Origin of the sequence: Streptomyces sp. NPDC057424 (genome assembly GCF_042803315.1) — a bacterium.
Lineage (GTDB): Bacteria > Actinomycetota > Actinomycetes > Streptomycetales > Streptomycetaceae > Streptomyces.
Map to the genome: position 1 here is coordinate 17818 of NZ_JBHVCP010000059.1, position 20402 is coordinate 38219.

12 protein-coding genes and 1 pseudogene are annotated in these 20402 nt (G+C 71.8%); 8 read left to right on the forward strand and 5 right to left on the reverse strand.

The window, feature by feature from the left end; all coding sequences use genetic code 11:
• Positions 1-34: 34 nt before the first annotated feature.
• Positions 35-4666 carry a hypothetical protein gene (locus tag ACFU3E_RS32020; protein WP_384166187.1) on the forward strand — a complete coding sequence of 1544 codons (4632 nt, stop codon included), beginning with the start codon at positions 35-37 and terminating at the stop codon, positions 4664-4666.
• A 516-nt stretch (positions 4667-5182) separates the two neighbouring features.
• Here the strand turns inward: ACFU3E_RS32020 and ACFU3E_RS32025 are convergent.
• Complete coding sequence (locus ACFU3E_RS32025; protein WP_384166189.1) at positions 5183-5788, reverse strand: hypothetical protein; 606 nt, start codon at positions 5786-5788, stop codon at positions 5183-5185.
• 378 nt (positions 5789-6166) lie between these two features.
• Between ACFU3E_RS32025 and ACFU3E_RS32030 the strand changes: the two genes are divergently transcribed.
• From ACFU3E_RS32030 to ACFU3E_RS32050, 5 genes are read left to right on the forward strand one after another with little or no spacing between them, the layout of a single operon-like run.
• Positions 6167-9241 (forward strand): nitrate- and nitrite sensing domain-containing protein, encoded by a 3075-nt coding sequence (locus tag ACFU3E_RS32030; protein WP_384166192.1) that lies wholly within the window; start codon positions 6167-6169, stop codon positions 9239-9241.
• Complete coding sequence (locus ACFU3E_RS32035) at positions 9238-9672, forward strand: roadblock/LC7 domain-containing protein (protein WP_384166195.1); 435 nt, start codon at positions 9238-9240, stop codon at positions 9670-9672. Before ACFU3E_RS32030 ends, ACFU3E_RS32035 begins: the two co-directional genes overlap by 4 nt.
• A gap of 9 nt (positions 9673-9681) precedes the next feature.
• Positions 9682-10077, forward strand: a complete 396-nt coding sequence (locus ACFU3E_RS32040; RefSeq protein WP_384166198.1) for a DUF742 domain-containing protein — start codon at positions 9682-9684, stop codon at positions 10075-10077.
• Positions 10078-10101: 24 nt separating this feature from the next.
• Entirely contained in the window at positions 10102-13776 is a 3675-nt protein-coding gene (locus ACFU3E_RS32045) for a hydantoinase B/oxoprolinase family protein (RefSeq protein WP_384166201.1), read from the forward strand.
• Entirely contained in the window at positions 13757-14362 is a 606-nt protein-coding gene (locus tag ACFU3E_RS32050) for an ATP/GTP-binding protein (RefSeq protein ID WP_384166204.1), read from the forward strand. The genes ACFU3E_RS32045 and ACFU3E_RS32050 overlap by 20 nt, the downstream gene beginning before the upstream one ends.
• A gap of 84 nt (positions 14363-14446) precedes the next feature.
• On the opposite strand, the gene glpK is transcribed toward ACFU3E_RS32050, so the two are convergent.
• The 4 genes and pseudogenes from glpK to ACFU3E_RS32070 form a co-directional block, all read right to left on the reverse strand.
• On the reverse strand, positions 14447-15967 hold the full coding sequence (gene glpK / locus ACFU3E_RS32055; RefSeq protein ID WP_384166207.1) for a glycerol kinase GlpK: 1521 nt from the start codon (positions 15965-15967) through the stop codon (positions 14447-14449).
• Between the two features lie 21 nt (positions 15968-15988).
• Positions 15989-16218 (reverse strand): annotated as a pseudogene (locus tag ACFU3E_RS32060) (aquaporin); the annotation flags it as partial.
• A 1000-nt stretch (positions 16219-17218) separates the two neighbouring features.
• Positions 17219-18409 (reverse strand): lipid-transfer protein, encoded by a 1191-nt coding sequence (locus tag ACFU3E_RS32065; RefSeq protein ID WP_384166210.1) that lies wholly within the window; start codon positions 18407-18409, stop codon positions 17219-17221.
• Positions 18406-18831 (reverse strand): Zn-ribbon domain-containing OB-fold protein, encoded by a 426-nt coding sequence (locus tag ACFU3E_RS32070; RefSeq protein WP_384166232.1) that lies wholly within the window; start codon positions 18829-18831, stop codon positions 18406-18408. The genes ACFU3E_RS32065 and ACFU3E_RS32070 overlap by 4 nt, the downstream gene beginning before the upstream one ends.
• A gap of 175 nt (positions 18832-19006) precedes the next feature.
• On the opposite strand from ACFU3E_RS32070, the gene ACFU3E_RS32075 reads away from it, so the two are divergent.
• Positions 19007-19816: a M15 family metallopeptidase gene (locus ACFU3E_RS32075; protein ID WP_384166212.1), complete on the forward strand. Its 810-nt coding sequence runs from the start codon at positions 19007-19009 to the stop codon at positions 19814-19816.
• 47 nt (positions 19817-19863) lie between these two features.
• Positions 19864-20400, forward strand: a complete 537-nt coding sequence (locus ACFU3E_RS32080; RefSeq protein WP_384166215.1) for an NUDIX domain-containing protein — start codon at positions 19864-19866, stop codon at positions 20398-20400.
• Positions 20401-20402: the final 2 nt, after the last annotated feature.

The window sequence follows — 20402 nt, forward strand, 5'->3', positions numbered from 1 at the left end:
CCCCCCACTTCACGAAGACTTACGAGAGTCCGCCATGTACGAGCTGTCCCGGGTCCGCCTCTACTCGATCGGGCCCGCCGGTGCGCGCTACGCCGACACCCTGCTTGACCTGCGGGGAGTGGGCGAGATCGTGCCCGATCCCGCGCCCACGCAGGCGGAGTTCTTCGAGGAGGAGCCGGTCGGCCCGCCGCGCCGGCCCGCGCCCGCGGGCGTGCTGTTCCTGGAGAACGGCGGCGGCAAGTCGGTGCTGCTCAAGCTGATCTTCTCCGTGATGCTGCCGGGCCACCGCAACACCCTCGGCGGCGCCAGCTCCGGCGTGCTCCGCAAGTTCCTCCTCGCCGACGACTGCGGACACGTGGCCCTGGAGTGGCAGCACGTGCTGACCGGCGAGTGCGTCGTCGTCGGCAAGGTCAGCGAGTGGCGCGGGCGGCAGGTCTCCAACGACCCCCGGAAGTTCGCCGAGGCCTGGTACTCCTTCCGTCCGGGCCCCGGCCTGAGCCTCGACAACCTGCCCGTGGCGGAGGCCACCGCCGTACGGGCCCCGGTCGAGGGCCAGTCCAGTGCGCGCGGGCGGCGCCGCACCATGAAGGGCTTCCGGGACGCCCTCACGGAGGCGGGCAAGACCTACCCGCACCTGGAGGTGCACTGGGAGGAGACGCACGACCGCTGGATCGAGCACCTGGGCGACCTCGGCCTCGACCCCGAACTCTTCCGCTACCAGCGTGAGATGAACGCCGACGAAGGTGAGGCGGCCGGTCTCTTCGCGGTCAAGAAGGACGCCGACTTCACCGACCTGCTGCTGCGCGCCGTCACCGACACCCGCGACACCGACGGGCTCGCCGACCTGGTCAGCGGCTTCGGCAACAAGCTGGGCCGGCGCGCCGAGCTGATCGCCGAACGCGACTTCACCGCCGGGTCCGTCGACCTCCTCGGACGGATCGTCGAGGCCGCCGAGGCCCGCTCCCGCGCGCGTGACGTCCACACCGGAGCCGAGCGCCGTACCCGGACCCTGGCCCGCAGGCTGTCCGCGCGGGGGGTGCGGGAGCGGGTCCGGGCCGCCGACCTGGCCCAGCGGGTCACCGCCGCCGCGTACGCCGTCACGCACGCCGAGGCGGCCCGCGAGCGCAGCGCGCTGATCTCCGCCGAACTCGCCTACCGGCATGCCTCGCTGGCGCTGGCCGGGGCGGAGAAGTCCGCCGCCGCGCAGAAGCGCGAGCTGGCCGACGCCCGCACCCTGTACTCGGCGTGGCAGGCCGCCGAGGCCGTGCTGCGCCACCGCGCCGCCTCCGACCGCGTCACCCGTGTGTCCGCCGCGATCCAGGAAGCCGAGCGGGACGCGGCGCCCGCGCTGGCCGCCCGCTCCAAGGCCGCCGTCGACCTCGTACGGGCCCTGCACGCGGCCGCGGAGAAGGCCGAGAGCCACGCCAACGAGGAGGAGGAGCGCTCCGCCGCCCTGCAGGAGGTCAGCGACGAGGCCTACCGGGACTCCACTGCCGCCGCCACGCAGGCGCAGCGCGCCCGCAGCGAGGTCGGTCATCTCAAGCAGCGCCTCGCCGAGGTCGAGCAGGAGACCGCCGAGGCAGTACGGGCCGGCTGGCTCGACGACTCCGCGCCCGACGCCGACCCGGCCCGTGCGGCCCTGGCCGCCAGCGACGCCGAGAAGACCGCCGTCGCGGCCTGGGACGCTGCCCGCGAGGCATCCCACCGGGCCACGGAGCACGCGCGCGAAGCCGCTTCCACCGAGACCCGCGCGGAACTGACCGCGGCCCGCGCTGCCGACGCGGCCACGGCGGCCGAGCGCTCGTACGAGGCCGAGCGCCGCACCGCCGAGGCGCTGGCGGGCGAGGAACGGCTGGCGGAGGTGCTCAGCCTGACCCCGCAGACCCGCCCGGGCATCCCGCAGCCCCGCCACGGCACGGACGGCGACTCCGTCGTGCCGCCGGCGTCCGGCGACCAGGGACTCACCCCCGAGGAACTCGACCGCTTCGCCGACGACCTGCGCGACCTGCTCGACGACGCCGTCTCCTCCGCCGAGCGGCAGCTGTTCGAGCTGCGTACGGCCGCCGCCGACGACTCCCGGATCCTCGGCGCGCTCGGTGACGGCGGGCTGCTGCCGCCCGGCCCGGACGTGCTCGCCACGGTCGAGTTCCTCGGCGAGCACGGCATCCCCGCGCTGCCCGGCTGGCGCTATCTCGCCCAGGCCGTCGACCCGGCCGACCACGCGCGCGTACTGGCCACCCGGCCCGAACTCGTCGACGGCGTGATCATCACCGACCCCGCCTCCCACGCACGCGCCCGGGAGGCGCTGGGCGACGCGGCGCTGCTGCCCCGCTCCGCCGTGGCGGTCGGCACCGCCGCCGCCCTGCTCGCCCCGACCCCGGCCCCGGACACCGACAGCGGGGACGTGTTCCTCGTGCCGCCGAACCCGGCCATGCACGACGAGCACGCCGCCGACGAGGAGCGACAGGCGCTGCGGGCCCGGGCCACCGAGCGGGACGAGGAGATCCGCACACTCGCCGCCCGGCTCGGCAAGGACCGCGAACTGGCCGCCCGGCTCGCCTCCTGGCGCACCGGCTGCCCCGCCGGCCGGCTCACCGAACTGGCCCGGGCGGCCCACGACACCCGCGAGTTCGCCGAGGAGTCGGAGGCCGAGCTGGCCGAGGCCCGGACCGTGCGGGCCGAGGCCGACGAGGTCGCCGCCGAGGCCGCGCGCGTCCGGGACGAGCGGCAGGAGGCCGCACAGAAGGCCCGCCGCTCCGCCGACGCTCTCGCCGGGCTCGCCTACCGGCTGCGCGAGCGGTCCGGCTGGCAGGTCAAGCTACGTGAACTGGCCGACGAGGCGGCCGAGTCCGAGGCGAGCGCCCAGGCCTGCCTGGAGCGGGCCAGGGCCGCCGACGAGGACCGGCGTGCCGCCCAGCGCGCCGCCGACGACACCCGCCGCACCGCCCGCGCGCTGCGCGCCGAGCGCTCCGAGATCGCGGGCGCCCCCGACGACGTACCCGAGGACGACGCCCAGACCCCGAAGGCCTCCCTGCCCGCACTGCGCGAGGCCTACCGGGCCGCGTCCCAGCTGTACGAGAAGGTCGGCGTGGGCGCCGACCTGCGCGCCGAGCAGGCCCGGGCCGAGAGCGACGAGAGCGCGGCCCGCGCGGAGCTGGACCGGCTGAGCAACAAGGTCCGTACCCGCGCGGAGCAGCTTCTCGAATCCCCCGACGGCTCCGACGGCCCCAGCCGCCAGGCCGCCGCCGCCCGCGCCGAGGAGCTGGTGCAGCTCCTGGAGACCCGGATGTCGACCGCGAGCGAGCAGCTCGGCCGGCTGCGCGGCGAGGCCGAACGCCTCGCCCCCGCCGACGACGGCGAGACGCACACCGACCTCCCGGAGGACCTCCAGCCCCGCGACGCCGAGCACGCGCAGTCCCTGCTGCGCACCGCCACGACCGAACTCACCTCCCACACCGAGGCGCTGAACCAGGCCCGGGAAGCGCACGCCGAACTCCTCGACGCCCACCGGGCCGCCGAGGACGCGGCGAGCGGCTTCGACGAGATCGCCGCCATGCTCCGCGACCTGCTGCGCGAGCACAGCACCGAGGAGGAGCAGGAGGAGACGGAGCCGTACCCCGGCAGCCCGGAGGAGGCCCGGCAGTCGGCGGCCGAAGCCCGTCGTTCGCTGCGCGGCTGCGCCGCCGACCTGTCGGCCGCCGAGGCGGCCGTCCGCGAGGCCAGCGACATCCTCGTCCGGCACGCCAACTCCACGCGCTACGAGCAGGTCCGCACCCCGGCCCGCCAGCAGATCCGTGAACTGCCCGCCTCCGCGCTGCCCGAACACGCCCAGAAGTGGGCGGACGCCTTCGCACCCCGGCTCCGCGTCCTCACCGACGAGCTGGCGCAACTGGAGCGCAACCGCGACTCGATCGTGGACCGGCTGCGCGGCCTGGTCGAGTCGGCCCTGGCCACGCTGCGCTCCGCCCAGCGGCTCTCCCGGCTGCCGGAGGGCCTGGGGGAGTGGTCGGGGCAGGAGTTCCTCCGCATCCGCTTCGAGGAGCCCGACCAGGCCACCCTCACCGAGCGGCTCGGCGAGGTCATCGACGAGGCGACCCGCGCCGCCGTCAAGAAGAACTCCGACCTGCGCCGCGACGGCATGTCCCTGCTGCTGCGGGGCGTCGGCGCGGCCCTGCAGCCCAAGGGCGTCGCCGTCGAGATCCTCAAGCCCGACGCCGTGCTGCGCGCCGAGCGCGTCCCCGTCGGGCAGATGGGCGACGTCTTCTCCGGCGGCCAGCTCCTCACCGCGGCCATCGCGCTCTACTGCACGATGGCCGCGCTGCGCTCGAACGACCGGGGCCGTGACAAGCACCGGCACGCCGGCACGCTGTTCCTCGACAACCCCATCGGCCGCGCCAACGCCACATACCTGCTGGAACTCCAGCGGGCGGTGTCGGACGCCTTGGGCGTCCAGCTCCTGTACACCACGGGCCTGTTCGACACGACCGCGCTGGCCGAGTTCCCCCTGGTCATCCGCATGCGCAACGACGCCGACCTGAGGGCGGGCCTCAAATACATCAGCGTCGAGGAACACCTCCGCCCGGGTCTGCCCCCGCAGCCCCAGGCGGGGGAGGCCGTCCACAGCGAGATCACGGCGACCAGGATGTTCAAGCGTCCTGTGTCATGACGCCCCGATCACCATGGTCGCGATGCAGGGGGTCGACTCTGACGAGGTCGGTCATGACCGGGACCGGTCGGTGATCCGCACCCCCCACTCCCTGGACCCGCAGCCTTGCGTCCAGGGAGGGCGGATGGATCATCGTCCGCTCCCCTCTTCACAAGGCGCGGCCCCTTTCGGGGCCGCGGGTCAGGTGACCGATCTGCCGGCCGATGTCACAGCTGCCGGACCGCTCGGTGCCGCCGCCGGCCCCCGCCCACCCGCTCAGCGTGGGCTGCCCGGCGATCTGCCGGGCAGCTTCAGCCCCGACCTTGGGCTTGTCCCAGAAGTCCCGGGTCCGCGGCCGGGCTGTCCCGCGTGCCCTCGACCGCGTCCTTCATGCGGACGACACGCGAACTCGCGCGAGGCCCGGGGGAGGAGCCGGCACAGTCGGTCCGACGGTGAGGAGCCGCCGGGTCTGGCCTCGGCCGAGCGGCCGCTCCCACATCCGGTCTGTCGCCGCGTCCGGGCAGCTGCCGCCGTGCCTCACGGGTGGGACAACTGCCCGGCTCCAGCCCGCCGGCGTATCCGCTCCCGCGCCCGCTCGGCGGCGCGCTCCTGCCGCCGGGTCCGGCGCCGTTCGCGCCGCAGGGCCCGGGCCGTGCTGCTCGGCACGGACACCACCCCGTGTCGCTGGTTCCAGACCTGACGCGTCACCCATACATCGAGGGCACCCCATGTGGCCGCGATCGTGCTGACCACACTGCTGATCACCATGGGAAACGCCAGCCAGGACCCGGCCATCGTGCACAGGAAGGCCACCATCGCCTGGATCAGTGTCACGGCTATGAGGAGGACCGCCCGCACGGCCGCCGTCCGCACCGGATCCGGCAGGCGCCGCCGCCGCGCGGGCTCCTCGACCCACAGGGGCCGGTAGTACTGGTGCTCCCGGGCACCGCGGCCCTCCTCGTGGGCCGGAACCTCCGTGTCCCCTCCTGAGGGCTCCGCCACGCCCTCGGGAATGTCGCGATCGGCCGCTTCGGGATCCCGATGCCCCGTCAGCTGCGCCCCACCCGCCCTGGGCGCACCGCGCCGCTCCGCCGTGCCCATCACCGTGTCACTCCCCACCGCCAGCAGACCGCTCGCTCGCATCCGAAGACCCGTGCTCCCCAGTGGCTGCCCGGCTTGCGCTGTTTTACGCCGCCCAGATGCGGGACGCGGCTCCTGTGGCCGATTCCGCCCCCGTTTCCCACAGAGAAGGACGAACAACTCCTCACGAAGATTCCCGAAAACCGAAAAATTTCAGCCAACCGCCCTGGCTTACTTCGGGGATTGGCCCGCTCCACTACCACTGCTTTCGGGGAGACAACTCCCGCAATGCCCGGACAACTCGCCATGCCTCGCGGCTGGCGCGGAAGTTCAGGTTCCGGACCGGTCTTCGAGTTCCCTGTGGGTCGGTAGTAGGCTCGCGCCGTTTGTTGACGCACATGTGTACCCCCGGTAGCCGGGGGGCCCGAGCTGGGGGAGGCCATGCGCTTTCGCGGGAAGTCCATCCGCCGGAAGATCGTGGCGCTGCTCCTCGTGCCGCTGGTGTCCCTGACCGCGATCTGGGCCTTCGCCACGGTGCTCACGGGACGTGAGGCGGGCGATCTGTTCAACGTGTCGTCCGTGGTGGAGAAGATCGGCTACCCCGTCGAGGACACCGTCCGCGTCCTCCAGGAGGAACGCCGTCAGACCCTCGTCTACCTCGCCGACCCCCGAGCCTCCGACGGACTCGCCGCCCTCCGGCGCAGCCGGACCGCCACCGACGAGGCCGTCAGCGGCATCCGTGAGAACGCACGGAACCCGGATGTGCGCGACGCCATGGGCGCGGCCACCGACGAGCGGCTGACCGCCGTCCTGGACGCTTTCGACGGCATCGAGTCGCTGCGCCGCAGTGTCGAGGACGGCACCGTCAACCGCACCCAGGCCCTCGACCTCTACAACCGGCTCGTCGACCCCTGCTACGTCCTCCTCGCCAACCTGCACGTGGTCGACAACGTCGAACTGGACAAGCAGTACCGCGCGCTGGTCAATCTCGCCCGCGCCCGTGAACTGCTCTCCCGCGAGGACGCCCTCCTCGGCTCCGCCCTGATCGTCGGCAGAATGTCCCACTCCGAGGAGCGGCACATCTCCGACCTCGTGGCCCAGCGCACCCTGATGTACGACGTCAACCTGCCGCTGCTGCCCGTGGCGGAGCGCGACCGCTACCAGAGCTTCTGGAAGAACGCCTCCTCCGCTCCCCTGCGCGTGGCCGAGGAAGCCGCCGTCTCCTCCGGGGCCGGAACCCCCCGCGGCGTCTCCGCCAAGAGCTGGGACAGCGCCGCCGGCAACGTGCTCGACGAGCTCGGCACCCTCAACGACCAGGCCAACGACCGCTACCAGGACCGCGTCCACCCTGTGGCCGTCGGTGTCATCGCCAAGGCGGTCATCGCCGGCGCACTCGGCCTGATCGCGCTCCTGATCTCCCTCTTCCTGTCCGTACGCGTCGGCCGCACCCTCATCCGAGATCTGCGGCAGCTGCGTCTGGAGGCGCACGAGGCGTCCGGAGTGCGCCTGCCGAGCGTCATGCGCCGCCTTTCCGCGGGCGAGCAGGTCGACGTCGAGACCGAGGTCCCGCGCCTCGAATACGACAAGAACGAGATGGGCGAGGTCGGCCAGGCCCTGAACACCCTGCAGCGCGCCGCCGTCGAAGCCGCCGTCAAGCAGGCCGAGCTGCGCGCCGGCGTCTCCGAGGTCTTCGTCAACCTCGCACGCCGCAGCCAGGTCCTGCTCCACAAGCAGCTCACCCTGCTCGACGCCATGGAGCGCCGGACCGAGGACACCGAGGAACTCGCCGACCTGTTCCGCCTCGACCACCTGACCACCCGCATGCGCCGGCACGCCGAGGGCCTGGTGATCCTTTCCGGCGCGGCGCCCTCTCGTCAGTGGCGCAAGCCCGTCCAGCTCATGGATGTCGTACGCGCCGCCGTCGCCGAGGTCGAGGACTACGAGCGCATCGAGGTCCGCCGCCTTCCGCGGATCGCCATCGGTGGCCCGGCCGTCGCCGACCTCACGCATCTCGTGGCCGAACTCCTGGAGAACGCCACGGTCTTCTCGCCGCCGCACACCGCTGTCCAGGTCCTCGGCGAGCGCGTCGCCAACGGCTTCACCCTGGAGATTCACGACCGGGGCCTCGGCATGGCCGCCGAGGCTCTGCTGGACGCCAATCTCCGGCTCGCCGAGACGCCGGAGTTCGAGCTCTCCGACACCGACCGGCTCGGCCTGTTCGTGGTCAGCCGGCTCGCCCAGCGCCAGAACGTCCGGGTCTCCCTGCAGCCCTCCCCGTACGGCGGCACGACCGCCGTGGTCTTCATCCCCGACGCACTGCTGACCGACGACGTCCCGGACACCAACGGCATCGGGTTCCGGCTCGACCGCCCCCAGCCGGCCCCGGAGAGCGAGCCGCGGGACAGCCGCCGCGCCGCGCTGTCCCAGGCACCCGCACAGCGCCCCGGACTGCCCGCCTCGCTGCTGGACGGCCCGGTCGAGCTGGAGGCCCCCGTCGGCCTGGACGCCGTCGGAGACTTCCCCGGCGCCATCCAGGACGAGGACAGCGAGCACGGCGGCCTGTTCCGCCCCCGCCACTCCCTCACCCGCGCCCCGGACGAGACGGCGGGCCGCCGCACCGATCCGCGCCAGCAGGCAGCGGGCACCCGCGGTGCGGGGCACCGGACCGACGGCGACGACGAACTGAGTGCTCCGGTCCCGCTGTCCCGCCGGCACACCCCCAAGCTGGTCAGCTCGCACGGGCGCCCGGTCACCGAGCAGCGCGCCCGGCGGGGGAAGCCGGACGAGGAGACCACCGCGGCCACCGGCCGAACGGAGTCGAGTGCCACCTCCGCCCTCCCGCAACGTCGCCGGGGCGAGGAGCCCGCGGGCGGCCGGGCCACCGGCCGGCCGGGAGCCGAGCCCACACCTGCCCTTCCGGCCCGGCGACGCAGCGAGAGCTCCTCGACCGGCAGTCGGCACGGGGACGCCCCTCCGGACGCACCGCCGCCGCTGCCTGCCCGCCGTCGCGGGACGGAATCCGCCCGCCGTGGCATCGGCGCGGCCGGCCGCAACGACGACCACACCGAAGCCCCGGCCTCACCCGGCAACGCCGTCGGTGACCCGGAGCCGTCCGCTCTCCCCAGGCGGACCCGCCGCGCGGAGATCGCCTCGAGCGGCCCGGACGGACCCGAGCCGGGCTCCGGCTCGACGTCGGAGATCGCCGGCGAGCCCTCGCTCCACGGGACAGGCTCCGGCGCGCCCCAGGAGCACGGCTCCGCACCACGGTCCGGCTCCGGCTCCGCGCCGCTGCCCCGGCGAGTCCGGCAGGCCAACCTGGCCCCGCAGCTGAAGCGGAGCTCGGAGCCGCGTACCGACGGCAGGGCCGAGCCCGTCGAACTCGATGCCGAGGAAGTACGCAGCCGCATGGCATCGCTCCAGCGTGGCTGGCAGCGCGGCCGTGAGGAGAACGCCGCGGGCGATGACGCCCACAGCGGCGCAGCACCACAAGGAACGACAGAGGGGGACGGTCGATGACCGCACCGAAGGCGACCGGCCACACCGCGACCGACAAGGGGGAGCTGAACTGGCTCCTCGACGACCTGGTGGACCGTGTCGCGAGCATTCGCAAGGCCCTCGTGCTCTCCGGCGACGGATTGCCGACGGGCGTGTCCAAGGACCTGACCAGGGAGGACAGTGAGCACCTGGCCGCCGTCGCCTCCGGGTTCCACAGCCTCGCCAAGGGTGTGGGGCGCCATTTCGAGGCCGGCAACGTCCGCCAGACGGTCGTCGAGCTCGACGACGCCTTCCTGTTCGTGACCGCCGCCGGCGACGGCAGCTGCCTCGCCGTCCTCTCGGACGCCGACTCGGACGTCGGCCAGGTCGCCTACGAGATGACGCTCCTCGTGAAGAGGGTGGGTGTGCATCTGGCCGCCGCTCCGCGCACCGATCTGCCCGCAGGCGGGTAGTGGGATGACATGAGCGCTGACGGTCAGGGAAGAAGCCACTGGTTCGACGACGAGGCCGGACCGGTCGTCCGTCCGTACGCCATGACCCGCGGCCGTACCAGCAGCCAGGGCCAGCACCGCCTGGACCTGATCGCGGTCGTGGTCGCGGAGCCGCACGCGGACGATGCGGAAGCGGACCACATGCTCTCCCCGGAGCACGTGGACATCGTCGAACTGTGCCGCGACATCCCCCAGTCGGTTGCCGAACTCGCTGCGGAACTCGACCTGCCGATCGGGGTGGTACGGGTCCTTGTCGGAGATCTCGTGGACGCGGAATTCGTCCATGTGAACCGGCCCGTACCCCCTGCGGAACTGCCGGACGAGAGTATTCTGCGCGACGTGATCAACGGCCTCCGGGCGCTGTGAGCAGCGTGGAAGCGGGGTACTGACGTGACTGGCTGGCAGTTCTGGGTGGACCGTGGCGGCACCTTCACCGACGTCGTCGCCCGGCGCCCGGACGGCCGACTGCTCACGCACAAGCTGCTCTCGGACAGCCCCGCACGCTACGCCGACGCCGCGGTCGAGGGCGTCCGCACCTTGCTGGCCGGCTCCGGCGACCCCGTCGACAGCGTGCGCATGGGGACCACCGTCGCCACCAACGCCCTGCTGGAACGCAAGGGCGAGCGCACCCTGCTGCTCATCACCCGGGGCTTCCGAGACGCCCTGCGCATCGCCTACCAGAACCGCCCGGGCATCTTCGCCCGCCGCATCGACCTGCCCGCGCTGCTGTACGAACGGGTCGTCGAGGTGGACGAGCGCATCGCCGCCGACGGCACCGTCCTGCGCGCCCCTGACCTGGATGCCCTCGCGGGGCCCCTCCGGGAGGCGTACGACGACGGGATCCGCGCTGTCGCCGTGGTCTGCATGCACAGTCACCTCCACCCGGCCCACGAACAGGCCGTCGGCGAACTCGCCGCCCGCATCGGCTTTCCGCAGATCTCGCTCTCCAGCGAGGCCAGTCCCCTGATGAAACTCGTCCCCCGAGGCGACACCGCCGTCGTCGACGCCTACCTCTCGCCCGTACTGCGCCGGTACGTCCGGCACGTCGCCGACGAGCTCGAAGGCGTCCGGCTGATGTTCATGCAGTCCAACGGCGGCCTCACCGAGGCCGGGCAGTTCCGCGGGAAGGACGCCATCCTGTCCGGGCCCGCCGGCGGCATCGTCGGCATGGCCCGCATGTCGCAGCTCGCCGGCTTCGACCGGGTCATCGGCTTCGACATGGGGGGCACCTCCACCGACGTCTCCCACTTCGCCGGCGAGTACGAACGCGTCTTCACCAGCCGGATCGCCGGCGTCCGGCTGCGCGCCCCCATGCTGGACATCCACACCGTCGCCGCCGGTGGCGGGTCCGTCCTGCACTTCGACGGCTCCCGCTACCGCGTAGGGCCGGACTCGGCGGGCGCGGAGCCGGGACCCGCCTGCTACCGCGGCGGCGGACCGCTCGCCGTCACCGACGCCAACGTCATGCTCGGCCGGATCCAGCCTGCCCACTTCCCGCAGGTGTTCGGTGCTGACGGCGACGAGCCCCTGGACGAGGCGCTCGTCCGGGACCGGTTCACCGCCCTCGCTCGCGAGATCAGTGAGCGGACCGGCGACGACCGCACCCCGGAGCAGGTCGCCGAGGGCTACCTGCAGATCGCCGTGGCCAACATCGCGTCCGCCGTGAAGCGGATCTCCGTCCAGAAGGGCCACGACGTCACCCGTTACGCCCTCACCACGTTCGGCGGCGCCGGTGGCCAGCACGCCTGTATGGTCGCCGACTCCCTCGGCATCCGCACCGTCCTCGTGCCGCCCATGGCCGGCGTCCTCTCCGCACTCGGTATCGGCCTCGCCGACACCACCGCCATGCGCGAGCAGTCCGTCGAGGCGCCCCTGGAACCCGCCTCGATGCCCCGCGTCTCCAGGACCGCCGAAGATCTGGAAGCGGCGGCACGCGCCGAACTCCTCGCCGAGGACGTCCCCGAGGAGCACATCGAGGTCACCCGCCGTGCGGAACTCCGCTACGACGGCACCGACACCACCCTCACCGTCGAGCTGACCGAGCCGAGCACCATGCGGCACGCCTTCGAAGAGCGTCATCGCGCCACGTACTCCTTCACGCTCGACCGCCCGATCGTCGTCGAAGCCCTCTCCGTCGAAGCCACCGGCATCACCGAACCCCCCGATCTGTCCGCTCTAGCTCCCTGCGGAGCCGCCCCCGACGGCAGCCCCGTCCGTGGCTCCGCAGCGCCCCGGACCGTCCGTCTTCACACGGGCGGCGCCTGGCGCGACGTGCCCCTCCACCGCCGCGAGGACCTTCCCCCCGGCGACACCGTCACCGGCCCGGCGATCATCACCGAAGCCGGGTCCACGACCGTCGTCGACGACGGCTGGCGGGCCGCGGCGACCGACGACGGGCATCTGGTCATGGAACGCGCCGCGATTACGCAGAGTTCCGATCTCGACACGACAGTCGACCCGGTTCTGCTTGAGGTCTTCAACAACCTCTTCATGTCGATCGCCGAGCAGATGGGCGCCCGCCTCGAATCCACCGCTCAGTCCGTCAACATCAAAGAGCGTCTGGACTTCTCCTGCGCGCTCTTCGACCCGGACGGAAACCTGGTGGCCAACGCCCCGCACATCCCCGTCCACCTGGGCTCGATGGGCACCAGTGTCAAGGAGGTCATCCGGCGGCGGGGCACCCGCATGCGCCCGGGCGACACCTACGCCGTCAACGACCCGTACCACGGGGGCACCCACCTGCCCGACGTCACCGTGATCACCCCGGTCTTCGACGCCACACCGCCGACCGACACGGAGGGTGACCCCGAGCACGGCCCGGAGATCCTCTTCTACGTCGCCTCACGCGGCCACCACGCCGAGATCGGCGGCATCGCCCCCGGCTCCATGCCCGCAGACAGCCGCACCATCGAGGAGGAAGGCGTCCTCTTCGACAACTGGCTCCTCACCGAGAACGGCCGCTTCCGTGAGAAGGAGACCCTCCGCCTCCTCACCGAGGCGCCCTACCCCTCCCGCAACCCGAAGACCAACCTCGCCGACCTGCGTGCCCAGATCGCTGCCAACCGCAAGGGCGTCGACGAGGTCGGCCGCATGATCGAGGACTACGGCCTCGATGTCGTACAGGCCTACATGAGCCACGTCCAGGACAACGCCGAAGAGGCCGTACGCCGCGTTATCGACGCCCTCGAGGACGGCGACTACGCCTACGAGACCGACTCCGGCGCGGTCATCCGCGTGGCCGTGCGCGTGGACCGCGAGAACCGGGCCGCGACCATCGACTTCACCGGCACGTCCGCGCAGTTGCCCACCAACTTCAACGCCCCCTTCTCGGTCGTCAACGCCGCCGTGCTGTACGTCTTCCGCACCCTCGTCGCCGACGACATCCCCCTCAACGACGGTTGTCTGCGCCCCCTGAGTATCGTCGTCCCGCCGGGCTCCCTGCTCGCCCCCGAGCCGCCCGCCGCCGTGGTCGCCGGGAATGTGGAGACGTCGCAGGCCGTCACCGGCGCCCTCTACGCGGCGCTCGGCGTCCAGGCCGAGGGCTCAGGGACCATGAACAACGTCACCTTCGGGAACGACCGCCACCAGTACTACGAGACCGTCGCCTCCGGCTCCGGCGCAGGCGACGGTTTCCCCGGCGCACCCGTCGTCCAGACCCACATGACCAACTCGCGCCTCACCGACCCCGAGGTGCTGGAGTGGCGGCTGCCCGTGCGCCTCGAGGAGTTCGCTGTCCGGCGCGGCAGCGGCGGCGCCGGCCGGTGGCACGGCGGAGACGGCGCCGTACGCCGCATCCGCTTCCTCGAACCCATGACCGTCTCCACACTGTCCCAGCACCGCCGGGTCCGGCCGTACGGCATGGCGGGCGGCGAGCCGGGCGCTCTCGGCGCCAACCGGGTGGAGCACGCCGACGGCACGGTGACCGAACTCGGCGGCAGTGCCTCCGCGGACCTCGTCACCGGCGACGTACTCGTCATCGAAACCCCAGGCGGCGGAGGCTACGGCCCGCCGTCGCCCGACCCCCATCAAGCAGGAGAAGAGATCGATGATCTTCGGGCGTTCTGAGCGCGGCAAGCCTCCGGTCGAGCCCGTCACGCTCAAGATCCTCGTGGCCGGCGGCTTCGGCGTGGGCAAGACCACGCTCGTCGGCGCGGTGAGCGAGATCAGGCCGCTGCGCACCGAGGAACTGCTCACCGAGGCCGGGCGTCCGGTCGACGACACCAGCGGTGTGGAGGGCAAGCACACCACGACCGTGGCCATGGACTTCGGACGTATCACGCTCCGCGAGGACCTCGTGCTGTACCTCTTCGGCACGCCCGGCCAGGAGCGGTTCTGGTTCATGTGGGACGAGCTCTCCGAGGGCGCGCTCGGTGCCGTCGTCCTCGCGGACACGCGCCGCCTGGAGGACAGCTTCGCCGCCGTCGACTACTTCGAACGGCGCTCGATCCCCTTCCTCGTCGGCGTCAACTGCTTCGAGGGCGCTCCCCGTTATCCCACCGAGGACGTCCGCCAGGCCCTCGACCTCGACGAGGGCGTGCCGCTCCTGATGTGCGACGCCCGTGACCGCGAGTCGGTCAAGGAAGCACTCATCGGCGTCGTCCAGCACGCCATGGCGTACGCGGCGGAGCGCCGCGAGGCCGTCACCGGCTGACGCCGCCCGGTGGCGTACACGGCCCGTACCCCCGCCGACCGGGGTACGGGCCGCAGTCGGGAACGACGCGCCACGCGCGCGTGGTCAGCTGTCGCCGCCCTCCTCCCAGCCGAAGCTCTTCTCCACGGCCTTGCGCCAGTTGTGGTACTCGCGGTCCCGCACCGACGCCTCCATGTTCGGCGTCCACTCGACGTCCTTCTGCCAGTGCGCCTTGAGCTCGTCCAGGTCGTTCCACACACCGGTGGCCAGACCGGCCGCGTACGCGGCGCCCAGACAGGTCGTCTCGGAGACCTTGGGCCGCACCACCGGCACGTCGAGGACGTCCGACTGGTGCTGCATGAGCAGGTTGTTCTTCGTCATGCCGCCGTCGACCTTGAGGGTGGTGATGTGCACCCCCGAGTCCTGGTACATGGCGTCCACGACCTCGCGCGTCTGCCAGCTCGTCGCCTCCAGTACCGCGCGTGCGAGGTGCGCCTTCGTGACGTACCGGGTCAGGCCGGTGATGACACCGCGTGCGTCGGAGCGCCAGTACGGTGCGAACAGGCCCGAGAACGCCGGCACGATGTACGCGCCGCCGTTGTCCTCCACGCTCGCGGCCAGGGGCTCGATCTCGTCGGCGGTACGGATGATGCCGAGCTGGTCGCGGAACCACTGGACCAGCGCGCCCGTTATGGCGATCGCCCCCTCCAGGCAGTAGACCGGCGCCTCACTGCCGATCTTGTACCCCATCGTCGTCAGCAGGCCGCTCTTCGACGACACCGGGCGGTTGCCTGTGTTGAGCAGCAGGAAGCTTCCCGTGCCGTAGGTGTTCTTCGCGGTGCCCACGTCGTAGCAGGCCTGCCCGAACACGGCGGCCTGCTGGTCGCCCAGTGCGGAGGCCACGGGCACGCCGGCGAGCTGGCCGACAGCGGTGCCGTAGACCTCGGAGGAGGAGCGGATCTCGGGCAGCATGGCCTCGGGGATGTTCATCGCCGAGAGGATCGAGGAGTCCCACTGGAGGGTCTCCAGGTTCATCAGCATGGTGCGTCCGGCGTTGGTCACGTCGGTGACGTGCTGCCCGCCGTCCGTGCCGCCGGTGAGGTTCCAGATCAGCCAGGAGTCCATCGTGCCGAAGGCGATCTCACCGCGTTCGGCACGCGCCCGGAGGTCGGGCACGTTGTCGAGCAGCCAGGCCGCCTTGGGCCCGGAGAAGTAGGTCGCCAGCGGCAGACCCGTCTGCTCACGGAAGCGGTCCTGCCCGTCCGAGCCGCCGAGCTGGTTGCACAGCGCCGCCGTGCGCGTGTCCTGCCACACGATGGCGTTGTGCACCGGCTTGCCCGTGGCGCGGTCCCACAGGAGGGTCGTCTCGCGCTGGTTGGTGATCCCCATCGCGCTCAGCTGGTCGGCCCTCAGACCGGCCTTGGCGATCGCTCCCGCCACCACCGCCTGCACTTTGGACCAGATCTCGGTGGCGTCGTGCTCCACCCAGCCGGGTTTCGGGAAGATCTGGCGGTGCTCGCGCTGGTCCACGGCGACGATCGCGCCGTCCTGGTCGAAGACGATGCAGCGGCTCGATGTGGTGCCCTGGTCGATCGCGGCGACGTACTTCTCGGCGTTGTCCGTCATGGCTACCCCTTGATCGCTTGGTCAGAAGGCTGCGTTGTAGATGAGCGCCCCGAGAATTCCGCCGACAGCGGGTCCTATCACCGGGACCCACGAGTACCCCCAGTCCGACGTGCCCTTGTTCGGGATCGGCAGGAACTGGTGCACGATGCGCGGACCGAGATCGCGTGCCGGGTTGATCGCGTAACCGGTGGCCCACCGAGCGAGAGTCCGATGCCGACGACCAGGAGGGACACCAGCAGGACACCGGCGCCGAAAAGGATCAGGATCGCCGTGCCGATCATCTCACCGACGAAGATGTCTCCGTTACTCATGGCCGCTCCTAGGCCGTGGCCCGGGACGATTCGCCCCGGGCCTCACATGCAGGGTGCGTTCCCATGGCCACTTCAGCCGAAGACAGGGGATCCCGCCCCGCCCGGCATTGGTGACGAGCGTTCCGCTCCAGCCGAATCGCCCGCGGGGGATGGGCCTCGGCGCAGGCGCACCCACGTGCCGCAGTGCCGGAATACGCCGAATATGTACGGCGATGTCGACTGACACCGGAAGTGTTCACCGGCACCCAGAGGGCGTCAAGGTCGCCGACCGCAACGGTTGGCGACCATCGACGTGGCCGGGTCCGCGCCGAGCCGACGGGCCGGGTTGTTCGGCCACGGCGGGCGCCCGGTCGGGGCGTTGTTCAGATCTGGTCCGGGCCCGCGCGGGCCTGGATGGGCCGCGCGGGACGTGGCTGATGGTGTCCGGCCTCTGCCGAGCTCCGCCCGAAGGCGAAAGCCCAGCCGCATCCGACTCCTCGCTTGCTCGTGTCCAGGATTCACCTGACCTGGCGGTTTCTCAACCGCAGGAGTTCTGCGGGGCTGCGCCGCCGCGGAGGGCCCCGGCAGCGGGTCACCCGCCGCGCCCGGGGCATGGCTTCCACAGGGCTGCACTTCCATGTGCCGAGCCCTCTCGGCTCAGCCGGCGAACGGCGCGTGCACCGCCGATCAGGCACCCGCCGACCAGGAACCGCCCCGATCTCGGGATCCCCGGAGCCCCGGCCAGGATGTCGCCGGCCTCCGGGCGGGCGAGTATCTCCAGCCCCGCGACCGCACCGGTCGTCAGGTTGACCACCGGTTGGAAGGCGAAGCGGGGAGTATCCGTCCAGGAGTGCACGGGAGCATGTTCGACGCCACCTGCGCATACCCAAGCCGGTTCATGAGGCGTTCATACACGGTTCCCGCGTGATCGCGCAGCGTATGCCCCAGGGGTCACAGCGGCTCAGCGCACCGCGATCACCGCCGACCCATGCCCGAACAGCCCCTGGTTCGCCGTCATGCCCACGCGCGCTCCCATGACCTGCCGGTCGCCCGCCGCGCCCCTCAACTGCCAGGCCAGCTCGCAGACCTGGGCTATCGCCTGCGCCGGAACCGCCTCGCCGAAGGAGGCCAGTCCACCGCTGACGTTCACCGGTATACGACCACCCAGGGCCGTCGCCCCGTCCCGCAGCAGCTTCACACCCTCGCCTGCACCGCACAGCCCCAAGTCCTCGTACCACTGCAACTCCAGGGCGGTGGACAGGTCGTAGACCTCGGCCAGCGACAGGTCCTCCGGCCCGACACCCGCCTCCTCGTACGCGGCGCGGCCTATCGATCTCCGGAACGTCCCGTCGGGCGGATCCATCGCAGCCGCAGCGTCCGTGGCGATGTCCGGCAGGTCCAGCGCGGTGTTCGGATAGCGCGGTGTCACCGTGGACACGGCCCGGATCCGCACCGGCTGCGCCTGCCCGTGCCTGCGCGCGAACTCCATGCTCGAGAGCACCACCGCCGCGCCGCCGTCGGAGGTAGCGCAGATGTCGAGAAGCCGCAGCGGGTCAGCGACCACGGCGGAGGTGGCGACCTCCTCGGCGGTGACGCGGTTGCGGTAGCGCGCATGCGGGTTCAGCGCGCCCATCTCCGAGTTCTTCACCTTCACCTGTGCGAAGTCATCCGGTGTGTCGCCGTGCAGAGCCATGCGTCTGCGGGCGTACAGCCCGAAGTACACAGGGTTGGTCGCCCCGAGAATCCGGAACCGCAGCCAGTCGGGATCGTCCGGCCGGTCCCCGCCCGCAGGGCGGAAGAATCCCTTGGGAGCGGCGTCAGCCCCTACGACGAGCACCGCATCGGCGAGCCCGGCGAGGATCTGGGCCCGCGCGGCGTCGACGGCCTGCGCCCCGGACGCGCACGCCGCGTACACGCTGGTGACCCGGGCGCCCTGCCAGCCCAGTGCTTTCGCGAACGTCGCCCCGGCGACATACCCGGGATATCCGCCCCGCACCGTGTCGGCACCGATGATCGCGCCGATGTCCCGCCATTGCAGCCCGGCGTCGGTGAGCGCCGCGCGGGCCGCTGCGACGCCGTACTCCACGAAGGCGCGCCCCCACTTGCCCCACGGGTGCATGCCCGCGCCGAGTACCGCCACCTCGTCCGTCATCCCATCGCCCCCGTCGGCCGCCAGTGCCACGTCGTCCAGGTCGTCTCCGCGTCCTCATGGAGCACGCCGGGCACGACCTCGACCTCCAGGCCCACCGCCAGGTCGGCGACGGTGATCCCGGGAGCCGCCTGTCCCAGCACCACCATCCGCTCGGCCTCCAGCTCCACAGCGATGAACGCGCACGGCTCCCATGAAAGTTCCGGATCGGTCACGTAGGGTGACGGCGGTCGATACCGGCTGTCCGTGAACGACCAGATGCGCCCCCGCCGCGAGAGCGGGACCTGCACCAATGCGCCGCCCGCACAGTCGGGGTTGCGGCAGTGATGGTCCTCGCGGGGGAAGAAGACCGAGGCACACGCCGCGCAGCGCGTGCCGAGCAGCCGGAAATCGGCCCCGTCCCCGGCGAACCACCCTGCCACCACAGGTGTTCGTGCACGCGCCACAGCACCCTCCCCGCAGGTCGAATCTGACGGTACGTCAGAAGTGTGTCACGGGCGGCCGGAGAGCGGCAGCCCACGGGTCCGAAACCGCCGGGCAGTTGTCACGCCGTATGCGGTCCCTTCCCACGGTGCCCTCACGCCTGATAGACGCAGGGGCATGACACGACTCACCACCGTGGCACGTGCCCTGATCACCGCGCTCGCCGCCCTGCTGGCCGCGACCGCTCCCACCGCGACCGCGCGGGCCGGCACCGACCCCAAGGCGCCGAAGGACTTCGTGGCGCTGAGAAGCGTGGACCCGACGATCATTCAGGAGATGCGCTACGTCACCCCGCACAACTTCGTGGGCGAGCGCATCGACGGCTACAGGCAGCCCGTCTGCATCCTCACCCGCCCCGCCGCCGAGGCCCTCCACAAGGCCCAGCGGAAGCTCCTGCGCCAGGGCTACACGCTCAAGGTGTACGACTGCTACCGGCCGCAGCGGGCGGTGGACCACTTCGTCCGCTGGGCCGAGGATCTGGACGACGAGGCGATGAAGGGCGAGTTCTACCCGAACGTCGACAAGACCCGGCTGTTCGCCGACGGGTACATCGCGGCGAAATCGGGTCACAGCCGCGGTTCGACCCTGGACGTCACGCTCGTCAGGCTCCCGACGAAGCCGACCCGGCCCTACCACCCCGGGGAGCCCTTGGTGCCGTGCTTCGCTCCGCAGGGCGAGCGGTTCCCCGACAACTCGATCGACATGGGGACCGGCTTCGACTGTTTCGACACCCTCTCGCACACCCTCGACCCACGCGTCCAGGGCCGGCAGCGCGCCAACCGGCTGCTGCTCAAGAGCACCCTGGAAGGCCTCGGCTTCGTGAACCTGGCAGAGGAGTGGTGGCACTACACCTTCAGGCCCGAAGCCCATCCGGACACGTACTTCGACTTCCCCGTGTCCAGGAAATCGCTCACCAGCGCCCACTGAGCAGCCTGCTCGAGGTGCCCTCTCCGAGATCGGCTACAGTCCGCCGCGTGTCCGAAACTCAGCACTCCGCTACCAACTCCGCGCCGAACTCCCACTGTTCGAGCTGCGGCACGCCCTACGGAGAGGGCGTCACCGGCTGGCCCCGCACCTGCCCGGCGTGCGGTGCCGTGGCCTACCGCAATCCACTCCCGGTCGCGGTCGCCCTCCAGCCCGTGTACGACACCAACGGCACAGCCCTGGTCGTCATCACCCGAACCATCGCCCCCGCGCGCGGGGGCATCGCCCTGCCCGGCGGCTACATCGACGACCGGGAGGACTGGCGGCAGGCCGTCATACGCGAACTCAGGGAGGAAACCGGCATCGACGCGGCCGGCCGTGACGTACGGCTCGTCGACGCGATGAGCTCACCCGACGGCCACCTGCTGCTGTTCGGTCTCCTCCCGGAGCGCCCGGCCGAGGGCCTCCCCTCCTCCGCCGCGACGGACGAAACGGAGGGCTGGCACCTCCTGCGCAGGCCCGCGGAACTCGCCTTTCCCCTGCACACTCTGGCCGTAAGGGCCTGGTTCGACGGCCGGTACATCTGAGC